The following is a 23,156-nucleotide window of genomic DNA, read 5'->3' on the forward strand; positions in this document are numbered from 1 at the left end:
ACTATGATTATTTTTGTTCTCTACTGGCAGAAGGGCACCAATAGATATGAAGGTATGTTAGTGCTTGCGGTAAGAAAAAAAAAGCCGCTAACAGCAGTTAGCGGCCCAAAATTATTCGTTTCCCGATGACGTTAGGCGGAAGCGACTTTACCTTCAGCAGTTGCTTTTGAGTCGTCCTGAGTCATGCGGTTCAGCTTAGGTGCGGTCAGCAGCATCAGTACGGCAATCACGGCAGTCGCGACGCCAATCTGCAGGAACACGCGGCCGTATACTTCCAGCGACATCAGCGGATCGGTCACATTTTCCGGTACTGCCATCATGCCAGCGACATAGCCGCCAATGATGTTTGCGCCGGCAGTGGTCAGGAACCAGCTACCCATGATGAAGCCCATCAGACGTTGCGGTACCAGCTGTGCCACCATCGCGAGGCCCAGACCGGAGATCATCAGTTCACCGATGCTCTGCAGGCCGTAGCTGATGATCAGCCAGTTCACGGAGACGATACCAGCGTCAGAGGCGAATTTTGCCCCCAGCGGCAGAATCAGGAACGCACCGGAACACAACACCATACCTATGGCAAACTTGGTTGGCATCGGCAGGGTATCACCCATTTTGTTATAGATAGCGGCCAGAATCGGGCTACCGATAATAATCCAGAACGGGTTCAGCGCCTGATACTGTTCCGGCTCGAACGCGATGCCCAGAATGGTGTGCTCAACGTTACGAATCGCGAAGAAGTTCAGCGACGTCGGCATCTGGCTGTACAGCACGAAGAAGATGATGGCTTCGAGCATCAGGATAAAGGCCACAATCATTTTACGACGCGGCGCACCGGACATCGCGAAAGTTTCTTTACCAAAGATAATCACGATGCCCAGCGCGATCACGCCCAGAACCATACGTGCGATGCCCTGGTTGTGCAGCAGCCAGGTGGCAACGGCAACCAGAATAACCACGCCTACGATGGTCAGCAGCAGGTTACGGAAGTTAACCGGCTCGAAGTCAGGTTTAGAACCGTACTGTTTCACCCAGCGCTGGCAGAAGGCGAAGTTCACTACGGTGATCAGCATACCCACAACGCTCAGTGCGAATGCGGTGCTCCAGCCGTATTTGGCCGCCAGCCACGGGGTTGCCAGCATAGAGAAGAACGAACCGATGTTGACGGACATGTAGTACATGGTGAATGCACCGTCCAGACGCGGGTCGTCTTTGGCATAGCAGGTAGACAGCAGAGAGGACGGGTTGGCTTTGAACAGGCCGTTACCCACAGCGATAGCCGCCATACCCATATAGACGATACCGGCGTCGTGCCCTGACCACGCCACTAAAGCGTAGCCGATAGCGAGGACCACGGCCCCCAGCATAATAACGCGCTTGGTGCCCAGTACTTTGTCGCCCAGCCAGCCGCCGATGGCAACTAGACCGTAGACCAGAGCACTGAAGGAGGAGAACAGCGTAATGGAGTCTGCTTCAGACATACCCAGCTGTTTCACCAGATAAACGGCCATAATGCCTTGCAGGCCGTAGAAGCCGAAACGCTCCCATAACTCGATGGAGAAAATGAGATAGAACGCTTTAGGCTGTTTGAAGGCGTTTAAGCTAACGCTTTCCGTTGGTTTATTGTTTGCAGTAGACACATATACCTCTTATTTACATCCCATCTTAATGGGGGGTGTACTGGGCGGAGATGCTCTTTTTGGCACCCGCCTTATAGTTATTCTGGAGGGAAACGGGAAGTAATGTTCACTATCCTGCGCCTGCAAACAAGGGTTTTGCAATACTCTGTTACAAATAAAAAGACTGGCACAAACGACCATCTTTGCAAATGTTATTTAGCGTTAAATTTCACGGTTTAAAAATAGATGGTTTTTTCTTCTGGGATTGGGCGGAAAACTGTGGGATATAACGATATCTTCTGCTGATCGCGCTTAGAAGTAGTGATATAGGCTGGATTCTGAAAAAAAGCTGGATGATCGTTTTGTTGGCTGCAAATGTTGCATTGTGATGATGACGGCAGATTGTACGTAAAGAAACATAAATGCAACATTATGTTGCATAGCTGTTCATGTCAGCGTTTGTATAGAAATTTTCGCTAGCGATGACGTATTTAATCTGCAAAATCGTTATATAAGCGATATAAATGCCAAATACTGAATAAATATATGGTGTTAATTGCGGTTGGCGCGAGAGGGTGGCGGCGTGCCATCGACTTGCCACGCCGCAAAAATGCGCTACGGGTCGGTTTTCTCTTTGTATTCACAGAGATCTTCGATGATGCAGGAGCCGCAGCGTGGCTTGCGGGCGATACAGGTGTAGCGGCCATGCAGAATCAGCCAGTGGTGACAGTCAACCTTGAACTCGGCAGGGACAACCTTTAACAGCTTCTCTTCAACCTGTTCGACGTTTTTACCCGGTGCGAAGTTTGTCCGATTGCAGACGCGGAAAATATGCGTGTCGACGGCGATTGTCGGCCAGCCAAACGCGGTGTTGAGGACCACGTTGGCCGTTTTTCGACCCACGCCCGGCAGCGCTTCCAGCGCAGCACGATCTTCCGGTACCTGACCGTCGTGCAGCGCCAGCAGCATACGACAGGTCTTGATGACGTTTTCTGCCTTGCTGTTAAACAGACCGATGGTTTTGATGTATTGCTTCACGCCGTCAACGCCGAGATCCAGCATTGCCTGCGGTGTGTTGGCCACCGGGTAGAGCTTGGCCGTGGCTTTGTTGACGCTGACGTCGGTCGCCTGTGCCGACAGCAGAACCGCAATCAGCAGTTCAAACGGTGAGGTAAAATTCAGTTCAGTGGTCGGATGCGGGTTGTTGTCCCGCAGGCGGCTCAAAATCTCCAGGCGTTTGGCTTTGTTCATCAGGCTTTCTCTGCCGTTTCAACGCTCGCGCCGTCCGCCGTAGCGGCCTGCGCGCGTCGTTGTTTCGTCCGTTCATCAATCAGGTATTTGATTGCCAGCAGCATGCCCAGGCCGATAAACGCGCCCGGCGGCAGCATAGCCAGCAGGAAAGGGGTGTCGGTATGGAAAACTTCAATGCGCAGTGCTTTTGCCCAGCCGCCGAGCAGACCATCGGCCCCGTCGAACAAGGTACCGTTGCCGAGCAGCTCGCGCAGAGAACCCAGCACAAACATGGTGCAGGTAGCTCCCATGCCGATTGCGAAACCATCGAGCGCCGACAGCGCCGGGCCCTTCTTCGCCGCAAAGGCTTCGGCGCGGCCAACGACAATGCAGTTGGTCACAATCAGTGGAATAAAGATCCCCAGAGACTGATAAAGGCCAAACGCATAGGCGTTAATCAGCATCTGTACGGCGCTGACCACTGAGGCAATGATCATGACGTAAATAGGAATACGAATCTCCGCCGGCGTCCAGCGACGCAGGCTGGAGATAGCCAGGTTGGTCAGGGTGAGCACCAGCGTGGTCGCCAGACCCAGACCCAGCGCATTTGTGGCGGTTGAGGTGACCGCCAGCAGCGGACACATGCCTAAAAGCTGAACCAATGCGGAGTTGTTCTTCCAGAGCCCCTGGACGATAACTTCTTTAACCTCGCTCATGATTTACTCTCCGCAGGCTTGCAGTTGTGAAAGTTGATTCGGTAGGGTTTCAGCATACAGCCCTGCGCGTTTAACTGCGTTGACCACCGCGCGTGGGGTAATCGTCGCGCCGGTAAACTGGTCGAACTGGCCGCCGTCCTTTTTCACCGCCCACTGACCGTCATCTGCACCCGCGATTTTTTTGCCAGCAAAGAAGGTTATCCAGTTGGAGAGGCGTAGCTCGATTTTATCACCGAGGCCGGGTGTTTCATGGTGCTCGGTTACCCGGGTCCCAAGAACGGTACCGTTAAAATCGGCACCAACCAACAGCTGGATTGCCCCGGAGTAACCGTCCGGCGCGGTGGCTTCCAGCACGGCGGCAACCGGTTTATCGTCCAGGCGAGCGATGTAAACTTTGTGCGTACCTTTACCCAGCTCGGGAGCGTTCACCACAAAGCAGCTTTTCAGCAGTGAATTATTATAGCTGTCGGCGGGGATCACCTGCTGGAACAGCGCGTTTTGCTGCTTTTCAGCCTGATCGTCAATGGTGTGCTTCGTCAACTGGTTGATGGCCGCCGTAAGCCCGGTTGAGCCCGCCGCGAACAGCGCCAGCGTCACACCGTGTTTGCGCATGGTTTTTAACATCTCAATCCTCAGCGGTGTCCGTAAACGCGCGGGCGCGTGTAGTAGTCGATCAGCGGCACGGTGATATTGGCCAGCAGCACGGCAAAGGCCACGCCGTCAGGGTAGCCGCCGAAGCTGCGAATCAGCCATACCAGCAGGCCCGCCAGCGCGCCAAAGATCAGGCGCCCGCGGTTGGTGGTGGATGCCGTTACCGGATCAGTCAGAATAAAGAAGGCACCGAGCATGGTTGCCCCTGACAGCAGATGCATCTGCGGCGAGGCGACGCTTTCCGGATGCAGCAGCCACCCGAGCGTTGAACAGAAGGCCAGACTGACCAGGAAACTGACCGGAATATGCCAGCGAATCGCTTTCTGCCAGAGCAGGAACAGGCCGCCGACCAGATAAGCGACATTCACCCATTGCCAGCCAATACCGGCCAGCGCACCGTGATAAATGGCGGCGTTGAGAACGGTTTCGACCGGCTGACCGGCATGAAGTGAGGTTTTGAAGGTGTCGAGCGGCGTGGCCTGACTGATACCGTCAATGCCCAGCTTCAGCGCGTTCATATCCTGACCCGCCGTCGTATGGCCAGTGAAAATCACCTGCAGCGCATCCATAAACCCCGGCGTCACGGCGGCAATCTCGTGCGGTGGCAGCCAGGATGTCATCTGTACGGGGAAAGAGATCAGCAACACCACGTAGCCAATCATTGCCGGGTTAAACGGATTCTGACCCAGCCCGCCGTACAGCTGCTTGGCGATGCTCACTGCAAAGACGGTCCCCAGCACCACCATCCACCACGGGGCGAAGGGGGGAATACTGATGGCCAGCAGCAGGCCGGTTAGCAACGCCGAGTTATCGGCTAGCGTCCGGGCGATATTCTGCCTACGCAGACGCAGTACCAGCGCTTCGGCGAGGCAGGCAGCAACGATAGCGAGGATGAGCTGTATAAAGGTTCCCCAACCAAAAAACCAGCTCTGCACCAGAATGCCGGGCAGTGCGGCGACGATCACCAGCATCATGATACGAGAGGTCTGGCGATGGTTATGGGTATAAGGGGAACTCGCGATCTTGAAAACCATTTAATCCTCGTTAACGGCCTGAGCGGCTTTCCGGGCTTGAACACGGGCAATAGCAGCGGCAACGGCGGCTTTGCGTGGGTCGTCATTGGCGGCAGCTTCGCTGACGTCCTGTTGTGCGGCTTTGCGCGCTTTGGCCCGGGCAATCGCGGCTTCAACCGCGGCTTTGCGCGGGTCGACGGCGTCGCTGACGGTTTCAGCAGGCGCCGCTTCCGGCTGCTGGGTGGCTTTGCGCGCTTTGGCTCGGGCAATCGCCGCTTCAACCGCGGCTTTACGCGGGTCGACGGTGTCGCTGACGGTTTCGGCAGGCGCTGCTTCCGGCTGCTGGGTGGCTTTGCGCGCTTTGGCTCGGGCAATCGCGGCTTCAACCGCGGCTTTACGCGGGTCGACGGCGTCGCTGGCGGTTTTAACAGGCGCTGCTTCCGGCTGCTGGGCGGCTTTGCGCGCTTTGGCCCGGGCTATCGCGGCTTCAACCGCGGCTTTGCGCGGGTCGACGGCGTCGTTGACGCTTTCGGCCGATGCTGCTTCCGGCAGCGGGTCCTGCGCTTTACGTGCTTTCGCGCGTGCAATAGCAGCCTCAACGGCGGCCTTGCGTGGATCTGACGCTTCACTCGCATTCAGGCGTTTTTCCGCCTGGGCAGCGCGCGCCTGTGCTTTACGCGCTTCACGCGCGGCGGCTACGGCGCTGTTGTCCGGTAGCGCACCGGACTGAATGATAATCGGCTGCGTTGCCTGCTGTTGTTTTTCCCGCACGCGCGCCAGGGCTGCGTGGATAGCATCCTGATCTTTAGCGGCAGGCTGAACGGCGGCTTTCTTATGACGCTCTTCACGAGCAATTTTCTCTCGTTCGAGACGCTGCTGGCGGGCTTCGAAACGGGCTTTCGCTTCCGCAGCGCGCTGCTCTTCCTGGCGAATCGCGTGAATTTCTGCTTTTTCCTGACGGAAATACTGCACCAGTGGAATGCTGCTTGGGCACACCCAGGCGCAGGCGCCGCACTCGATACAATCCGACAGATTGTGCGCCGTTGCTTTATCGTGCTGTTGACCTTTACTGAACCAGTAAAGCTGTTGTGGCAGCAGGTCGGCCGGGCAGGCGTCGGCACAGGCGCTACAGCGAATGCAGCCCTTTTCTTCTTCCGGTTCACCCATTTCAGACGGGGATGGCGCTAGCAGGCAGTTGGTGATTTTGACCACCGGCACATCGAGCCAGGGTAGGGTAAAGCCCATCAGCGGGCCGCCCATAATCACCATTTGATCGCTGACGGGGCAGAAACCCGCGTGGCTAAGCAAATGTTTCACCGGCGTGCCGAGACGCGCCCACACGTTGCCTGGCATGCTGATCGATTCACCGGTCAGGGTGACGACGCGTTCGGTCAACGGCTCGCCGTCAATAACGGCACGCTTGACCGCGTAGGCCGTACCCACGTTCTGCATCAGTACGCCAATATCCGACGAGCGGCCACCGTGGGGCACCTGTTTACCGGTCAGAATCTGCGTCAGCTGCTTCGCACCGCCGGACGGATATTTCGTCGGGATGACGCGCAGGCTGATACCGTGGCAGCCTGCCAGCACCGCACGCATCATCGAAATGGCCTGCGGTTTATTGTCCTCAATGCCAATCAGCACCTGCTGCGGCTGCAGGATGTGCGCCAGGATCTGAATACCTTCAACAATCTGCGCCGCGCAGTCCTGCATCAGGCGATCGTCTGCGGTGATATACGGTTCGCATTCTGCGGCGTTAATGATCAGTGTATCAATTTTGTCACCGCCGCCGCGCAGCTTGTTACCCGTCGGGAAACCCGCGCCGCCTAAGCCGGCGACGCCAAACTGATGAATACGCTCAATCAACGCTTCGCGGCTGCGGTTTTTGTAGTCGTTCCAGCCATCGCGGGCGATCCAGCGGTCCTCACCATCGGCATCAATGATGACGCTCATTTCCGGCAGGGCGGACGGATGGGCGGTGGCGTGCGGCTCAATGGCCACCACCGTCCCGGAGGTCGGCGCGTGTACGGGGAGCATACGGCCCCAGCCGCGGGTAAGCGACTGGCCGCGCAGCACGCGATCGCCGGGCTGCACGCACAGTTCACCTTCGGCGCCAATGTGCTGCTTCAGAGGAATCACAAAACGCTGGGCGAGCGGAATCTGACGCAGCGGCGTACCGTTAGACTGCGTTTTCATTTCGGGCGGGTGAATGCCACCGTCGAAATCCCAGATTTTGTCTTTTCTGAAGGCGGAGAATAGCTTAAGCATGGTGTTCCACAGGAATAATTCGTACCGGGATCGTTTGCAGGTCCCATTTCCAGCTTTCGGTGGTCGTCTCTACCGGGCGCAGCGTAATACACTGCGTCGGGCACGGTGCCACGCACAGATTACAGCCGGTACACAGATCGCTCACGACCGTATGCATGGCGCGGGTGGCGCCAATAATGGCGTCAACCGGGCAGGCCTGGATGCATTTGGTGCAGCCGATGCAGTTATCTTCATCAATCACTGCCAGCATGCGGGCCGGCTCGGGGGCCGCATCGTCGCCGTCAATCGGCTGTGGGTCTACGTTCAGCAGGGCAGCGATTTTCAGCATAACGGCTTCGCCTCCCGGGGCGCAGCAGTTGATTTTTTCACCGTTACTGACCGCTTCGGCGTACGGGCGGCAGCCGGGATAACCGCATTGCCCACATTGGCTTTGCGGCAGCAGTTCATCAATTTTTTCTACGACCGGGTCGTCTTCAACGGCAAAACGGCGCGAGGCGTACCCGAGAATGACGCCAAAAATCAGCCCGAGCAGGCTGATCGCAGCGACAGCAATCCAGAAGGTTATCATTACAACTTCACCAACCCACTAAAGCCCATAAAGGCCAACGACATTAAACCTGCGGTAATCAGTGCAATGGCGTTGCCGCGGAACGGGGCCGGCACGTCGGACACCACCAGACGTTCGCGAATCGATGCGAACAGCACCATCACCAGCGAAAAACCGACGGCGGCGGAGAAACCGTACAGCGCGGATTGCAGGAAGTTGTGGCCAAGGTTGATATTCAACAGCGCCACGCCCAACACGGCGCAGTTGGTCGTGATAAGCGGCAGGAAAATTCCCAGCAGGCGATACAGCGCGGGGCTGGTTTTCCGCACGACCATCTCGGTGAACTGGACAACCACGGCGATGACCAGAATAAAGGCCAGCGTGCGCAGGTAGACTAAATCCAGCGGAATAAGAATCCAGGTATCGATAAGCCAGGCGCAGATCGAGGCGAGCGTCATGACGAAGGTTGTCGCCAGCCCCATTCCCATTGCGGTTTCCAGTTTTTTGGAAACGCCCATAAACGGGCACAGCCCAAGGAACTTCACCAGGACGAAGTTATTTACCAGAACTGTACCGATAAAGAGCAATAAATAGTCAGTCATCATTCGACCTGTAACAAAAAAAGCCACCTATTATCTGACAAAGCGCGTCGGGCGACAACAGGGTAACAGTGGGGTTATTACGCACGCGTAAACGTACGCTTTACCCGCTGGGAACGTTTGAAGTAGGGCACGATTAGCGCCGCCGCTAACAGCGGAAGCAGAAGCTGGCGCACGGCCAGGTCGTCAGAGATCGGCGAAAACGCGAACGCTTTAACTGCCAGCAGTACGCCAACCATCAGCCAGATAATGTAGTGTTTAGGAACGTTGCGGCGGCGTTTGAAGAAGGCAATGGTCAGCCACAGCGTGTAATACCACATGGCAATAAACGACAGGAACGACGCGGCTAAAAGCAGCATGTTACTGCCGCCCATTTCTTTTACCAATGCCAGAGTGTGCGGCGTCAGCAGGACGTAACCAAATTTAGCCAAGGTGATGGTGATGCTCAACAACTGCACGAGCAGCCAGGCCAGCGGGCCAAGTAACCATCCGCCAATACGTTCTGCAGAATTATCCGACATTGTGTCTCCCGAAAATCAGCGCCAGTGTTGCATGGAAAAATACAGGTCGAGGAGTATAAGCAACTGGCGCTGAGGAAAAAACTATTATTGCACGAATCGCCAAACGTTCTTTGGCACTTGGCCCACATCGTACAAACGACCACCGGAAACCAGCTCCGCGCGACGATGATCGGCGGCGCGATACATATTGATCAATTCTTCGTTACTGGTGAGGGAATAGTTAAGGTGGTCATAAAGTTTTTCAAGATTGTCCAGCGAACTGACTTTGCGGAACTTTAATAAATAATCCAGAACGGTCATTTGAGGGCATCCATTATAATGTTAAGGCACACCGCACGTCATTTCCGCCGGAGACGGGCAGAATACGCGACGGTTAATGCGGCATTGATAGCCAATGTTGTTAATCGACATCCATTTTTGGCGAGGGTTTCGCGCATCCGGCTCACCCTCTATAGGATATTCTTAATTATTTGGCTAATAGGAATGAATTACAATAACAGAAAATGTGCTTATTGATTTCGCGCCAGAATTAATGCGTTTTTATGCAATCAGGGCGCCGATTGACGCCCTGTAGAGAGAAGGTTGAGGTTACCGCTGTTCGCCGCGGCTGGCGATCACATCTTTGTACCAGAAGAAGCTTTTCTTACGCTTACGCGCCAGGTTCTGCTGGTGGTCGACATAGACAAAGCCATACTGCTTTTTATAACCGTTCAGCCAGCTCAGCAAATCGATAAACGACCATGGATAATACCCGCGCACGTCGGCGCCTTGTTCAATGGCGGTTTCCAGCGCATCAATATGTACGCGCAGGAAGTCGATGCGAGGATCGTCGACCACTTCTCCGTCGATAATCGGGTCAACCGCGCCCAGGCCGTTTTCGGTGATATACATCGGAATATCGCCGTAGCGCGCCTTGATCATCATAATGCCGTCGGTCAGCCCCTGTGGCCAGATTTCCCAGCCCCATTCGGTATAGACGCTCTGTGGATTGCGCACGAAATAGAAAAGCCCCTCGACGCCCTGTTCACCGCTGACTTTTTCTGCTGGTGGCTGTGAAGAGACGGTTTCGCGGCGGTAATAGTTCAGGCCGATAAAATCGCAGCGGTTATTGCGCAGCAGGTCATCATCGCCCGGCGCGAAGCGCGGTACTCCCCAAAGGGCCTGGGACTGTGCCAGCAGTTCGGCAGGATAGCAGCCCTTTAATACCGGGTCGTAGAACCAGTGGGTGTGAATCGCGTCGGCTAACTCGCTGGCAGCCATGTCTTCTGCGCTTTGAGTCAGCGGAGAGTGGGGCTGCAGCACGTTAACGAAGCCGATTTCGCCGTTAATTTGCATACCGCGGAACGCTTTCACGGCCATGGCATGGGCAATAAATACGTGATGACAGGCCTGAATAGCGCGCGCCGGATTGCGCACGGACGGCGGATGGCTGCCGGTAATATAACCATGCCCGATAAAAACGATGGTTTCATTAAAGGTGGCCCATTTTTGCACCCGCGTACCAAAGCGGGAATAGCACAGCCGCGCGTACTCTTCGAACGCCTCAGCGGTGGAGCGTGCTTCCCAGCCGCCCTCGTCCTGCAACGCCTGCGGCAGATCCCAGTGGTAGAGCGTAATCATTGGCTCAATACCGTGGGCCAGCAGGTCGTCTATCAGATCGCTGTAGAACTTCACTCCGGCTTCGTTGATGGTGCCGCGCCCTTCAGGCAGCAGGCGAGGCCATGAAATGGAAAAACGGTAGCTCTGAAGCCCCATTTCGGCCATGAGCTTTACGTCTTCTTTAACGCGGTGGTAGTGATCGACGGCGATATCGCCGTTGGTACCCTGATAGGTCGTTCCCGGCTGGTGGGAAAACACATCCCAGATCGACGGACCTTTGCCGTCTTCATTATACGCACCTTCCACCTGGTACGCCGCCGTAGCAGCACCCCAGAGAAAATGTTGGGGAAAAGCGGACATACAACACTCCTTATCTGTGTGATAAGGCGAGTGTAAAGTGAGTGAATATTATCTGCAACCGGTTTCAGAAACCGGTTGCATCTATGCGATCCGAATCACTTTTTTCCCACGATGGGCTTATTTTTTCTGCAGCGAGACGGCGGCGGTAGCGGCGGGCTCCGGTGACTTGTAATCGTCGATATGGTGCGCAATAAACAACAGCAGAACGGAAAAACCGAGAACAACCCAACCAATTAATTCAACAATACGAGACAATACAGAATTCATGAAATTTATTTAACAATCCATTGAGAAGTAACGCCAGACCAGGATATTAGCGCGCTCATGCCACAACGCAAGTTTTCAGCGGGATCGATTCCACGGGCGTTGTTTTTTTAATCGATTCTCGGGAAGGCAAGCCATAATGTTATTAAAGTGTTGTGCATTATCGCCAGATGAGGTCAAATAAGAAATCGATTACAAAATAAAAATACCCCCTTAAACTTCACCAGTGAGGCTGCAAATATGAGTGACTCAATCCGCGTTGGACTCGTGGGCTATGGCTATGCCAGTAAAACGTTTCATGCGCCGCTCATCTGCGGCACGCCGGGAATGACGCTGGCGGCTGTCTCAAGCAGCGATGCCGGTAAGGTTCACGCAGATTGGCCTACGGTCAGCGTGGTCTCCGATCCTCAGGCGCTGTTCCACGACCCCAGCATTGATCTGGTCGTGATTCCTACGCCTAACGATACGCACTATCCGTTGGCGAAAGCGGCGCTGGAGGCAGGGAAAAACGTCGTGGTCGACAAACCCTTCACAGTGACACTGTCACAGGCTCGCGAGCTGGATGCGCTGGCAAAGCAGCAGGGCAAGCTGCTGTCGGTATTTCATAACCGCCGCTGGGACAGCGATTTTCTGACGGTGAAAGCGCTGATCAATGAAGGTAAGCTCGGTGACGTCACTTACTTTGAGTCGCACTTTGACCGCTATCGTCCGCAGGTGCGCGCGCGCTGGCGCGAGCAGGCCGGGCTCGGTAGCGGTATCTGGTACGATTTGGGCCCTCATCTGCTGGATCAGGCGGTCAATCTGTTTGGCCTGCCGCACAGCCTGTATGTCGATCTCGGTCAGCTGCGCCCGGGTGCGCAGGCCACCGACTACTTTCATGCCGTATTGACCTGGCCGCAGCGTCGCGTGGTGCTGCACGGCACGCTGCTGGCGGCGGCGGAAACGGCGCGCTACATCGTACATGGCTCGCAGGCCAGTTATGTGAAGTTTGGCCTCGATCCGCAGGAAGATAGGCTGAAAAGCGGCGAACGTCTGCCGCAGGCCGACTGGGGCTATGATATGCGAGACGGTATCCTGACGACGGTTGACGGGGAAACGCGGGTAGAAGAGAACTGGCTGACGCTGCCGGGTAACTATCCGGCATACTACGCGGGCATTCGTGATGCGCTTAACGGAATCGGCGAAAACCCGGTACCGGCGGGCCAGGCGATTCAGATTATGGAGCTGATTGAGCTGGGTATCGAATCGGCGAAACATCGCGCGGCGCTGGCGCTGGTCTAACGAAACGGTAATAAAGACCCCGGCAGCGGCGGCTGCCGGGGAGCAGGTTATCCGCGCTGGACGCGGGCGATCAGCGCCTGCTTTTCTGCCGCAGAGAGGAACGCCATCTCCAGCCCGTTAATCTGCGCCTGACGGATTTGTGCAGCCGTGAGGCCTGCCGCCGGTGCCGCCACGCGGTATTCGTGCTGGATATCAATGCCCTGTACCGCCGGGTCGTCCGTATTCAGACTGGCCAGCACGCCATGCTCGAGGAACGTTTTCAGCGGATGCTGCGCCAACGACGGTACGGTGCTGGTCTGGATATTGGAGGTCAGACAGGATTCGATGCCGATACCTTTTTCCGCAAGGAAATCCATCAGCGCCGGATCCTGAACCGCTTTTACGCCATGACCGATACGCTCGGCGCCTAAATCGCGAATCGCCTGCCAGATGCTTTCCGGGCCGGCAGCTTCGCCCGCGTGCACGGTAATATGCCAGCCTGCATCGCGTGCGCGGCTGAAGTGTTCCAGGAACAGATGCCCCGGGAAACCGAGCTCATCGCCGGCCAGATCGAGGGCGGTAATACCGTCGCGGTGCGCCAGCAGGGCGTTCAGCTCTTCTTCACAGGCGGCTTCGCCAAAGGTGCGACTCATAATGCCAATCAGGCGCGCATCAACGTTAAACGCGCGACAGCCTTCTTTCACCCCGGCAATCACCGCTTCAACCACACCGTCAACCGGCAAACCGTGGTTCATTGCCATATAACGCGGGGAAAAACGTAGCTCAACGTAGTGCAGGCCATTACGCGCGGCGTCTTCTACGTTCTCGTACGCGACGCGGCGGCAGGCGTCTAATGATGCCAGAACCTTCACGCCCCAATCGAGCTTGCTGAGGAAACTCACCAGATCGGGTTCATTGCTGGTGACCTGAACGTGCGGCAGCAGCGCGTCGAGCGTAGACGCAGGCAGCGTCAGATTGTACTGGCGGCCGAGATCAAGAATGGTTTGGGCGCGAATGTTTCCGTCGAGATGGCGGTGAACGTCAGTTAGGGGCAGGTTGGTATCAATCATGACAGCACTCGAGTTTTAGTTAAAGTGCAAATCATTATACCATAGGAAGATAACTGATTAAAAGTATTGAAAAAATTTCGAGGATACAGGGATTTGGCTGTACGACGATGAATTTTTAGCAGTGTGTATTTTGCGGCTTTCAGGTCAACGGGCCGCAGATTCCAGCCCGTTGACCGTCGTGTCTAACCCGGTTTGCCGTTATTTTTTGTGACTTAATATGGGCAGCATTCTCAGCAGCGTATTATCACGCATGATGTAATGGTGGAATAATGCCGCCAGCGCGTGCAGACCAATTAAAAAATAACCCGCGTTGGCAATTAATTCATGCCACTCTTTTAAATTGTGCTGAATATCTTGATTCGGGACTGCGGCAACCGGTAGGGCGATACCCAAAAAGGACCATGCCACCTGGCCGAAATACAACGAGGCCATTCCCAGCAACGGCAAGGCGAGAAACATTAAATAGAGCAACCCGTGCACGGACTTTGAGGCCGCAATCTGCCAGCGCGGCGGCGTGGGGGTAATTTCAGGGTCGCGGTGGGTGATTTTTAACACCACTCTGACCAGCATCAACAACAAAACGCTCAGCCCCGCCGTGTAGTGGATTAACGCTATTGTTGCGCGGGCTGGGCTGCCTTTAGGGGTAAAGCCTTTCAGCTCCATGGCGGCATAGGCGATGATAATCAGGATCAGGACGAGCCAGTGCATCAGGATCTGGCTTTTGGCGAAGGTTCTTTTCACGGTGATGTCCTTTTAATATGTGATGATTGATTATCAATAAACAACCTTAAGCACACCTTAACTTTGATAAAGAAAGTCTGGCCGCAAAAACGGGGTACTTAAAATATAAACAAGTATAAGCCGCCATACGACCGTCTGCGTCATGTGGGGGGGGTAACCGTTATCTCGTCAGATATTTTTCGCCTTCCGTCCCCTGAAAACAATGACGGCAATCCATCTACCGTTTTCCGACCGGCATTTTAATCTCTGCATCTCACTATGCAGATTTTTTACGTATCAATCATCGCGCGCTGGCGAACATCCCACGGTATCAGGCGACGATCTCGATAAGATTACCGTCCGGATCTTTAATCACCGCTTCATAATATCCGTCGCCGGTGGTACGTGGGGGGGAGACCAGAATATGCAGCTCCGCTGCGCGCGCCGCCAGCGCATCAACGGCCTCCTTGCTGCCGACCGAAATCGCCAGATGTACCCATCCGGTGGTGTTGTTATCGGGCTGCGCAATCTGTAGCCCGGGTTTGCTCATCAACTCGATGGCAATGGATTCATTGACGGTCACAAAGTATGACTCGAACCCCGGGTTCGTTTTGCTGCGGTACTTCTCGTTGATTTTCCCGTCAAAAAACGTCACCCAAAAACGCGCCTGTGCTTCCAGCGCCTGCGTCCAAAGCGCAACGTGTGCAATTTTCATGTCCGATCTCCAGAAGGTTTTAACGTACGCAACGGCGAAAGTCAGGGCGGGTTGACAGCCACTGTTGCAATGCACGATTATGCTTATTATTGCTCGGTTTAATGATTAAAGGTAATTTCATGCTCGATTATGCAGCTTTTCCGGATCAACGACAAGCCTTGATTCGCCAGGCGCTCGGGCAGCAAGGCCGGGTTGTTTGTGCTGAACTGGCCGTGCAGTTGGGGGTGTCTGAACACACTATTCGCCGTGATTTACATGAACTGAGTAAGGAAGGCGTGTGTAAGAAGGTTTACGGCGGCGCTGTCGCGACGCTGCCTGATACCGGTAGCTTTATTGAACGAAAAACACAAAAGGCGGATGTAAAGAGCATCATCGCGCATAAATGTGCACAACTTATCAAACCCAATAGCTGCGTGTTTATTGATTCCGGTACCACCAATCTGGCGCTGGCTGAGGCGATTGACGACACGTTGGTTCTGACGGCAGTGACCAATTCGCCGGAAATCGCCTGCGCGCTGCTTAAAAAGCCGCGCTGTGAGGTGATCATGTTAGGCGGCGGGATCCAGCGCAGCAGCGGTGGCAGCGTAGGGGCCGCGGCGCTGGCGCAGGTCAACGACATTCTTTTCGATCAGGGGTTTATTGGCGGCTGTGCCATGGCTCCGGAGTCGGGGCTGACCGGATTCGACTATGCAGACTGCGCATTCAAGAAAGCGGTTATCCCGCAATGTAGCGAAATTATTGTTGGATTGACGGCCGATAAAATTCCCGCCGTCGCGCGCTACGTGGTCGCCAGCTGTCGGCAAATAGACGTGCTGGTGGTCGAGGAAAGCGTACGTCAGCAATATGCCGAGGCTTTTGCGCCCTACGAGATTCTGCTGCACGGTGTGTAGCGCGAGAAAATACGCAACGCCGGGCGACGTTGCGCGATGGGATTAGCGCAGAGTGCGGATAGCGGCAATCAGGCGTTCCACGCCTTGCTCAAGCTTCACGCGCGGGCACCCCGCGTTGAGGCGAATGAAGCCGTTGCCTTCATTACCGTAGGTGTAGCCGGGCATTATCGCCACTTTTTGCTGTTTGATCAGCACATCCTGCAGCGCACGATCGTCAATATTGAGCGGGCGTAAATCAATCCATGCCAGATAAGTTGCCTGCGGAGCTTGCCACTGTAGCGCCGGAAACGCTGCGTTAAGCGTTTGCTGGATATAGCGCATATTGCCCTGCAAATAATCACGCAACGCGTCCAGCCACGGTTCGCCGTGCCGATAGGCGGCAATATGCGCGACCAGTGCGGGAACGGACGGCGAGGAGAGGCCGTCACGGCTTTTTAATGCGTTGAGATAATCATTGCGTGCGCCTTCGTCGTCGATCAGCCCGTATGCGCCGGTAAAAGCCGGAATATTGAAGCTTTTGGAGCCGGAGGTGAACAGCGCCCACGGCCCTTGCGCGATGTCGCACCACGGGATATGGCGATGACCGTCCCACGTCATGTCCATGTGAATTTCATCGCTGATCACCCGAACGTTGTGTTTTGCGCACAGCGCCGCCATCGTTTGCAGTTCTTCACGGGTCCAGACTTTACCGGTTGGGTTTTGCGGGCTGCACAACAGCAGGATGCGGTTTTGCGGCTGCGATAGCGCGGCCTCCAGCACGTTCATATCGCAGAACCACTGGCCGTCGCGTTGATGAAGCGGAACGCCTACCACTTCGCGCTGATTGCTTTCAATCGTTTTAAAGAAGGCATCGTAGGCCGGCGTGTGAACCACAATGCCGTCGCCGGGGGCTGACCACTGACGAATCATCTCGGCGACCATGTAAATCACCGATGGCCCGTAGACGATGCTGTTGGTGTCGATGGTGCTGTGAAAGCGGTGGGCATACCAGTGGGCAATAGCCGGTAAAAACTCGTCGTTCTTCCAGCGGCTGTAGCCAAATACGCCGTGAGATAAACGCTTGCTGAGCGCGTCGAGAATGCAGGGGGCGGTGGCAAAATCCATATCCGAGATGGTGAACGGCAGCAGGTCAGCGTCGCCGAAGCGGTCGGCAACATAGTCCCACTGGGTGCACCAGGTGCCATGTCGGTCAATCACCGTTGAGAAGTCAAACATGTGAGGGTCCTCACGAAGAAAAGAGGTGAGCTATTGTGCCCCCGCGGCGGGCGGGGGCAAAGTGGTTTACGCCTGTACGGAATGCATCAATACCGACATTTCATCTTTCACCGACTGAACCTGCGGGCCGATGACAACCTGGAGATTGTGCTGGTTGAGCTTAACCACCCCAATCGCCCGGTTGGCCTTGAGCGCATCGACGTTGACTTTGTCCATATCGCTGACCGACAGACGCAGACGGGTGATGCAGTTATCGAGCGAAACAATGTTCTCTGCGCCGCCCAGTGCGGACAGGATTGCCGGAACGTTGTAGCCGGATTTGCCGGTTGCGCCGCTGGTAACGTGCTCTGCGGCCGGTGCGTTGTCGATATCACGGCCCGGCGTTTTAATGTTAAAGCGCACGATAGCGAAGCGGAAAATGGCGTAGTACACGGCGAACCAGACCGCTGCCACTACCGGTACCAGATACCACTTGGTAGACAGACCGTGCAGAATACCGAACACCACGAAGTCAATAATGTTGCCGTCGGTGTTACCGATGGTGACGCCAAGAATCGCCATCATGGTGAAGCCCAGGCCGGTCAACAGCGCGTGAATGACGTACAGTACCGGTGCCACGAACAGGAACAGGAATTCCAGCGGTTCCGTGGTGCCGCCGACGACACAGGCAATGACGCCAGAAATCAGCAGGCCTTTAATTTTATGACGGTTTTCCGGGCGAGCGCAGTGGTACATCGCCAGCGCAGCGCCGGGCAGGCCGCCGAGGAAGGCCGGCATTTTACCCTGCGACAGGAAGCGGGTAGCGCTTTCGGAGAAGCCGTGGGTTGTTGGGCAGCTCAACTGGGCCTGGAAAATCGTCAGCGCGCCGCTGACGCTGTGACCGCAGACGTCCATGGTTCCGCCGGCTTCGGTAAAGCGGATCAGCGCCACCAGAATATGGTGCAGGCCGAACGGCAGCAGCAGACGTTCACCGGTACCAAAAATCATCGGACCAAAATCGCCCGCGCTGTTGATCACGTGACCCAGCGCGTTAATGCCCATGGCGAAAATCGGCCACACCAGCGGGATCACCAGACCGACCAGGCCCAGGACCACGGTAGTAATAATCGGCACGAAGCGGGTACCGCCGAAAAACGCCAGCGCATCCGGCAGGCGGATGGTGTGGAAACGTTCGTGCAGCATCCAGACGATGATCCCGCAGATCACCGCGCCGAGAATACCGGTGTCGATGGACTGAATACCGATAATGTTCTGGATGTTATTGGCTTTCAGAATGGCGGCGTCGGTGGTTGGCAGAATGCCTTTGGCCGTCAGCCAGAAGTTTACCGCCAGGTTCATGACCGCGTAGCCGACGAAACCGGCAAAGGCCGCAACGCCTTTATTGTCACGCGCCAGACCCAGCGGGATGGCAATACAGAACATCACTGGCAGGAAGCTGAACGCGAATGAGCCAACTTTGCTCATCCAGATAAAGACTGCTTGCAGGAACGGGGTATCGAGCCATGGCAGTAGCGTGATGACGTCATGGCTGCTTAATGAGCTGCCGATACCGAGCATAATCCCACAGAAGGAGAGCAGCGCGACCGGCAGCATAAAGGTTTTGCCAAGCTGCTGGAAGAACTCCCAGAGGGTGACTTTTGGTGCGGTTTTCGCCGTCATGAAACGACTCCTTAATCCTGAAAAAAGGTTTCTGGTAATTTCGGTAAAGGAAGATAAAACGTTTTATCAATTTTTAGTGAGAAACAAATCACAAAAGCAATGGATAATACAGTTTATAAAGTACACCTAGAGATAAAACGTTTTATCGGATAAGCAAAAGGAGTCGCGCAGGCGCTATGGCGATTGCAAAGAAAGTCACCATTAACGATGTTGCGCTGGCGGCAGGCGTTTCCGTCAGCACCGTTTCGCTGGTCCTGAGCGGCAAGGGGCGTATCTCGTCGGCCACGGGGGAACGGGTTTATCAGGCGATTGACCAGTTGGGCTTCGTGCGTAACCGCCAGGCGGTGTCGCTGCGCGGCGGGCAAACCGGCGTGATTGGTCTGATTGTCGGCGATCTGTCATCACCGTTTTATGCGGAACTGACGGCGGGGTTAACCGCCGCCCTCGAGTCGCAGGGGAAAATGGTCTTTTTGACCCAGGGGGGCAACTGCGGCGAGCAAATGCTCCAGCGTTTTGAAGCGCTGGTATCGCAGGGCGTCGACGGCGTGGTGATTGCCGGTTCGGTCGACCGGGCCGCAGAACTGCGGGCCAAAGCCGCTGAAACCGAGACGCCGCTGGTGTTTGCCTCCCGCGCCAGCTATCTCGACGAGGTCGACATTATTCGCCCGGATAACATGCAGGCGGCCCAACTGGTGACCGAGCATCTGATTCGGCGCGGCCATCAGCGTATTGCCTGGCTGGGCGGGCAAAGTTCATCGCTGACCCGCGCGGAGCGGGTGGGCGGCTACTGCGCAACGCTCATCAAGTACGGCCTGCCGTTCCATAGCGATTGGGTGCTGGAGTGCGAGTCCAGCCAGAAACAGGCGGCGGAAGCGATTACCGGCCTGCTGCGCCACAACCCGACCATCACCGCGGTGCTGTGTTACAACAGCGTGATTGCGGTAGGCGCGTGGTTCGGCCTGATGCGCGCCGGTAAGCAGAGCGGCGAAGACAGCGTTGAAAGTTATTATGAGCAGCGGGTCACGCTGGCGGCGTTTGCTGAGGTGCCGGAGCAGGCGCTTGACGATGTGCCCTTAACCTGGGTAACGACGCCTGCCCGTGACATGGGCAAAAGCGTGGCGGAGCGCATTTTGCAGCGCATTGAAACCGGCCAGGGCGAGGCGCGAAATCTGATTATGCCGCCACGGCTGGTGGTGAGAAAATAAAAAAGCCCCAATTCGGGGCTTTTCGCGGGGGCCGTAGGCTTATCTGCGGCTTACTGTGCCGGCGTCTCTGCCGGCGCGTCCGCCGGTTCTTCCGGGTCGGCCAGCGTCGGGATCCCGAACATACCGACAAAATCATCCAACGGCATTTTCTGCCCGTTCAGGGTGACCTGGCCTGAGGCATACTGCAGGCTGCTGCTGATGGCGTCATCCTGGGTGGTGGTCAGACGGAACATTTGCCCCATCGCGGCCAGCCCCTGAATTTGCTGTTTGGCCAGCTTAGCGGCTTCTTCCTGCTGATAGCCTTCCAGCTGCGCCACCTGGGTCATCAGTTCGACAGCCATGTCCGTTGGGATATTCAGCTTCGCGTCCAGCGATTTCACGCCGCGATCGACCTGTTGTGACAGCGTCTGCGCTTCGCCGGTAGCCTGCGCCGGGTCTTTCAGCGCCAGCGACAGGTTCAGCGAACTTTCCCCTTTGGCATTTTTCCAGCTCAGCGGTGACAGTGTCACTACTGGGTCACCTTTCAGCAGGATTGGCAGCGAGCTGAACAGTGCATCTACCGCTTTTTGCTGATACAGCTCCGGGTTTTTTGCCAGGTCCGGCTGCGCCATTAGCGCCTGGGTCTGCGCCTGATACTGCTGGCTGAACTGATGCATGGCGACACCGTCAATGCCGTCGACCTTCAGGGTGAGCTGTCCGCTGCCGAAGTCTTTGTTTTGCAGCTTCAGGCTGTTAAGCGAGTAGTCGAGCTGGCTGTTGATTTTTTTGCCGTCGGCGGTCAGTTCAGACTTACCGGCAATGCGCATACCGTTGAGCTCGGCGAGATCTTTACCTTCCACGCTCATCGCCAGACGTTCGACGCTCAGCGTCTGATCGCCGATGCGTTCATCAAACGAGGTCAGTTTGCTCGAACCGTCGGTTTTCAGGTTGTTAAAGGTAAACTGCACCTTCTGATCGTATTCGTTGACCGCGTTAACCTGGCCGCTCTTCGCTTCGCCGGTCAGCGACACCAGGCTACCCTGGCTGTCGGCGGAGAGAACGAATTCGCCGCCGCTGAAGGTCACTTTATCGGTGTCTTTCTCGTAATCCAGTGGCTTGAGGGTAATAGCCGACTCGGTATCACCGCCGTAGCTAATACGGGTATTGATATCGAACGGCGATTGCCCTTTGGCGATATCGAATAGCGGTTTGGTGACATCGTTGTTGACCAGTACGGTGTTAACCGACGCCATGGCTGGCGCCAGATTGAAGGATTTTAACGATGCCAGCGGGAAGGGGCCGTGGCTGACGGTTTCATCGAGCAGTACGCTCTGGCCCGGTTTCAGCCATGAATTTTCGGCCCCCGTCAGCGGCTTGACCACCATTTTCAGCTGACTGCTGAACACGCCGCGCTGATAGTCCTGGTAGCTCAGTTCAAGGCCCGCTTCCGGCGCGGTCAGCTTCAACTGGGCGTTCGCCTGTGAGACCATTTCGGCGATGCGTGATTCCAGCTGTTTACCCGTGTACCAGGCTCCGCCCGTCCAGATAACCCCCAAAGCAACAATGATGCCTACAGCAACCCGCGTTTTTTTCATCGTATTTGTCCGTAAAAATGAAACCAGGCGAATAGGCCGCCTGGTTAAGTCATAAGGCTATGCGAAAGAGTAGCAAGCCTGTCCAGAAACTTCAGTATTTACTTTAACTTATTATAGACGCGCGCTAAGCGGCCGCTGCCGCTGACCTGAATCGGTGACTCATTGGCGGCGACAAACGCCGACTCGCCCGGTTTTAGCACCAACTGCTGGCCATTTTTATGCAGTACAGACTCGCCCTCTAAGCAGAAGACGATCGCCGCACCGTCCTGCGCCAGGTGGGTTTCGCTGGCGCTGAGGTCATGTAAAGAGAAAGCAAAATCATCGACCGGAATCGGGAAGTCCAGCTCGCTGCCGCGCTTCTCGGGCTGCGTTAACAGCGTGTTCGCCGGTTTGGCGACAAACTTAACGTTCGCCACCAGTTCCGGAATATCGATGTATTTCGGCGTCTGACCGGCGCGCAGTACGTTGTCGGAGTTCGCCATCACTTCCAGACCGGTACCGCGCAGGTAGGCGTGCGGCGTTTCGGCGTACAGGAACATGGCATCGCCCGGATTCAGTTTGACGATGTTCAGCAACAGCGGTGAGAACAGGCCGCTATCGTCAGGGTAGAACTCGGCAATCAGGCGGATGGCATCCCAGGCGTCGCCGCGTTCGGCTTCCAGCGCACGACGCAGCACCTGCAGGGCGTGGGCTTTTTCTGCGCCCTGCATATTAAGCAGACCGGCGAACAGCGCGCTCAGGCTGTCGCCGTCGGGCTGTGCAATAAACTGACCGATCAGCGGGTTCGCGTCGGCGACCGGCGCCAGCAGCGCGGCGATCTGGCCGAATTCGCGGAAGGCATTCATCGCCAGGAAGGGGGTAAGGGCAAAGACCAGCTCAGGTTTGTGATTGGGATCTTTGTAGTTACGTTCGGCCGCGTCCAGAGCGATACCGGCGGCGTTTTCTTTGGCAAAACCGGTTTCCGCAGCCGTTTTGCTCGGATGCACCTGAATGGAAAGCGGCTGTGCGGCGCACAGGACTTTAAACAGGTAGGGTAATTCGCCAAAACGCGCGGCGACTTTCTCGCCCAGCAGCGCGGTTTTGTCGCCGTCAATCACCTCACGCAGTGAATGAACATTTCCCTGAGCATCGGCAATTTTTGAGCTGCTCTTCGGGTGCGCGCCCATCCACAGTTCCGCCATCGGCAGATCGTCAGGATTGGCCATTCCGTAGAGTTCCGTTAACGCAGTTTTGCTACCCCAGGCATAGTTTTGCACTGAGTTAATGAGTTTTTGCATTATCAAGCCCTGTTTCAATGTGGATTCTTTGCGACGTATTAAAGCAAAAAAAAGCGCGCGCGTATTCTCAAGAAATAAAAAGTCGTACTAGTCTCAGTTTTTGTTAAAAAATTGTGTACGATAGGGTAACTCGCTTTTAACCGGGCAAATGGAAAGACTGCCTTTAACAACATCATCAAAGCAGTAA

General features: G+C 55.8%; 22 protein-coding genes. 3 read left to right on the top strand and 19 right to left on the bottom strand.

The genetic code is table 11. The features are described from left to right. Positions 1–131: 131 nt before the first annotated feature. The 12 genes from dtpA to blr all read right to left on the bottom strand — a co-directional run bounded on the left by dtpA (position 132) and on the right by blr (position 11,387). Positions 132–1,637: a dipeptide/tripeptide permease DtpA gene (dtpA, locus tag V6942_RS09330; protein ID WP_106926804.1), complete on the bottom strand. Its 1,506-nt coding sequence runs from the start codon at positions 1,635–1,637 to the stop codon at positions 132–134. A 594-nt stretch (positions 1,638–2,231) separates the two neighbouring features. Beyond that, positions 2,232–2,867 (bottom strand): endonuclease III, encoded by a 636-nt coding sequence (gene nth, locus V6942_RS09335; protein ID WP_106926807.1) that lies wholly within the window; start codon positions 2,865–2,867, stop codon positions 2,232–2,234. After that, entirely contained in the window at positions 2,867–3,562 is a 696-nt protein-coding gene (locus V6942_RS09340; RefSeq protein ID WP_182967713.1) for an electron transport complex subunit E, read from the bottom strand. The genes nth and V6942_RS09340 overlap by 1 nt, the downstream gene beginning before the upstream one ends. 3 nt (positions 3,563–3,565) lie before the next feature. After that, complete coding sequence (rsxG, locus tag V6942_RS09345) at positions 3,566–4,186, bottom strand: electron transport complex subunit RsxG (RefSeq protein ID WP_106926811.1); 621 nt, start codon at positions 4,184–4,186, stop codon at positions 3,566–3,568. Between the two features lie 8 nt (positions 4,187–4,194). Beyond that, complete coding sequence (gene rsxD / locus V6942_RS09350) at positions 4,195–5,247, bottom strand: electron transport complex subunit RsxD (protein WP_333501144.1); 1,053 nt, start codon at positions 5,245–5,247, stop codon at positions 4,195–4,197. Then, positions 5,248–7,494 (bottom strand): electron transport complex subunit RsxC, encoded by a 2,247-nt coding sequence (gene rsxC / locus V6942_RS09355; protein WP_333501145.1) that lies wholly within the window; start codon positions 7,492–7,494, stop codon positions 5,248–5,250. Further along, complete coding sequence (rsxB, locus tag V6942_RS09360) at positions 7,487–8,062, bottom strand: electron transport complex subunit RsxB (RefSeq protein ID WP_333501146.1); 576 nt, start codon at positions 8,060–8,062, stop codon at positions 7,487–7,489. Before rsxB ends, rsxC begins: the two co-directional genes overlap by 8 nt. Next, a complete protein-coding gene (gene rsxA / locus V6942_RS09365) occupies positions 8,062–8,643 on the bottom strand; it encodes an electron transport complex subunit RsxA (protein ID WP_064545680.1) in 582 nt (193 codons plus the stop codon). Before rsxA ends, rsxB begins: the two co-directional genes overlap by 1 nt. Before the next feature lie 77 nt (positions 8,644–8,720). Beyond that, entirely contained in the window at positions 8,721–9,161 is a 441-nt protein-coding gene (locus V6942_RS09370; RefSeq protein WP_106926820.1) for a DUF2569 domain-containing protein, read from the bottom strand. An 84-nt stretch (positions 9,162–9,245) separates the two neighbouring features. Further along, a complete protein-coding gene (ydgT, locus tag V6942_RS09375; protein ID WP_106926822.1) occupies positions 9,246–9,461 on the bottom strand; it encodes a transcription modulator YdgT in 216 nt (71 codons plus the stop codon). 288 nt (positions 9,462–9,749) lie between these two features. Next, positions 9,750–11,120: a GH1 family beta-glucosidase gene (locus V6942_RS09380; RefSeq protein WP_333501147.1), complete on the bottom strand. Its 1,371-nt coding sequence runs from the start codon at positions 11,118–11,120 to the stop codon at positions 9,750–9,752. Positions 11,121–11,237: 117 nt separating this feature from the next. After that, a complete protein-coding gene (gene blr / locus V6942_RS09385; RefSeq protein ID WP_182967719.1) occupies positions 11,238–11,387 on the bottom strand; it encodes a division septum protein Blr in 150 nt (49 codons plus the stop codon). Positions 11,388–11,624: 237 nt separating this feature from the next. Between blr and V6942_RS09390 the strand changes: the two genes are divergently transcribed. Continuing rightward, positions 11,625–12,665 carry an oxidoreductase gene (locus V6942_RS09390; RefSeq protein WP_106926828.1) on the top strand — a complete coding sequence of 347 codons (1,041 nt, stop codon included), beginning with the start codon at positions 11,625–11,627 and terminating at the stop codon, positions 12,663–12,665. Positions 12,666–12,712: 47 nt separating this feature from the next. Here V6942_RS09390 and add read toward each other — a convergent pair whose 3' ends face one another. The 3 genes from add to V6942_RS09405 form a co-directional block, all read right to left on the bottom strand. After that, positions 12,713–13,714: an adenosine deaminase gene (gene add / locus V6942_RS09395; protein WP_106926830.1), complete on the bottom strand. Its 1,002-nt coding sequence runs from the start codon at positions 13,712–13,714 to the stop codon at positions 12,713–12,715. Positions 13,715–13,912: 198 nt separating this feature from the next. After that, complete coding sequence (gene cybB, locus V6942_RS09400) at positions 13,913–14,455, bottom strand: cytochrome b561 (protein ID WP_333501148.1); 543 nt, start codon at positions 14,453–14,455, stop codon at positions 13,913–13,915. A gap of 310 nt (positions 14,456–14,765) precedes the next feature. Next, the gene (locus tag V6942_RS09405) at positions 14,766–15,149 is read right to left on the bottom strand and encodes a VOC family protein (RefSeq protein ID WP_106926834.1); all 384 of its coding nucleotides are present in this window, start codon (positions 15,147–15,149) and stop codon (positions 14,766–14,768) included. A gap of 119 nt (positions 15,150–15,268) precedes the next feature. Between V6942_RS09405 and V6942_RS09410 the strand changes: the two genes are divergently transcribed. Beyond that, entirely contained in the window at positions 15,269–16,039 is a 771-nt protein-coding gene (locus V6942_RS09410; protein ID WP_333501149.1) for a DeoR/GlpR family DNA-binding transcription regulator, read from the top strand. A 42-nt stretch (positions 16,040–16,081) separates the two neighbouring features. Here V6942_RS09410 and V6942_RS09415 read toward each other — a convergent pair whose 3' ends face one another. After that, the gene (locus V6942_RS09415; protein ID WP_333501150.1) at positions 16,082–17,254 is read right to left on the bottom strand and encodes a MalY/PatB family protein; all 1,173 of its coding nucleotides are present in this window, start codon (positions 17,252–17,254) and stop codon (positions 16,082–16,084) included. Between the two features lie 66 nt (positions 17,255–17,320). After that, complete coding sequence (gene malX, locus V6942_RS09420; protein ID WP_106926838.1) at positions 17,321–18,913, bottom strand: maltose/glucose-specific PTS transporter subunit IIBC; 1,593 nt, start codon at positions 18,911–18,913, stop codon at positions 17,321–17,323. A 176-nt stretch (positions 18,914–19,089) separates the two neighbouring features. Between malX and V6942_RS09425 the strand changes: the two genes are divergently transcribed. Further along, positions 19,090–20,118, top strand: a complete 1,029-nt coding sequence (locus V6942_RS09425) for a Mal regulon transcriptional regulator MalI (protein WP_106926840.1) — start codon at positions 19,090–19,092, stop codon at positions 20,116–20,118. Between the two features lie 50 nt (positions 20,119–20,168). Here the strand turns inward: V6942_RS09425 and V6942_RS09430 are convergent, their stop codons facing one another. Further along, positions 20,169–21,692 (bottom strand): YdgA family protein, encoded by a 1,524-nt coding sequence (locus V6942_RS09430; protein WP_106926842.1) that lies wholly within the window; start codon positions 21,690–21,692, stop codon positions 20,169–20,171. Between the two features lie 98 nt (positions 21,693–21,790). Further along, positions 21,791–22,969 carry a mannose-6-phosphate isomerase gene (gene manA / locus V6942_RS09435; protein ID WP_333501151.1) on the bottom strand — a complete coding sequence of 393 codons (1,179 nt, stop codon included), beginning with the start codon at positions 22,967–22,969 and terminating at the stop codon, positions 21,791–21,793. Positions 22,970–23,156 lie beyond the last annotated feature (187 nt).

This window comes from Kluyvera genomosp. 2 (assembly GCF_036759865.1).
GTDB classification, from domain to species: domain Bacteria; phylum Pseudomonadota; class Gammaproteobacteria; order Enterobacterales; family Enterobacteriaceae; genus Kluyvera; species Kluyvera ascorbata_B.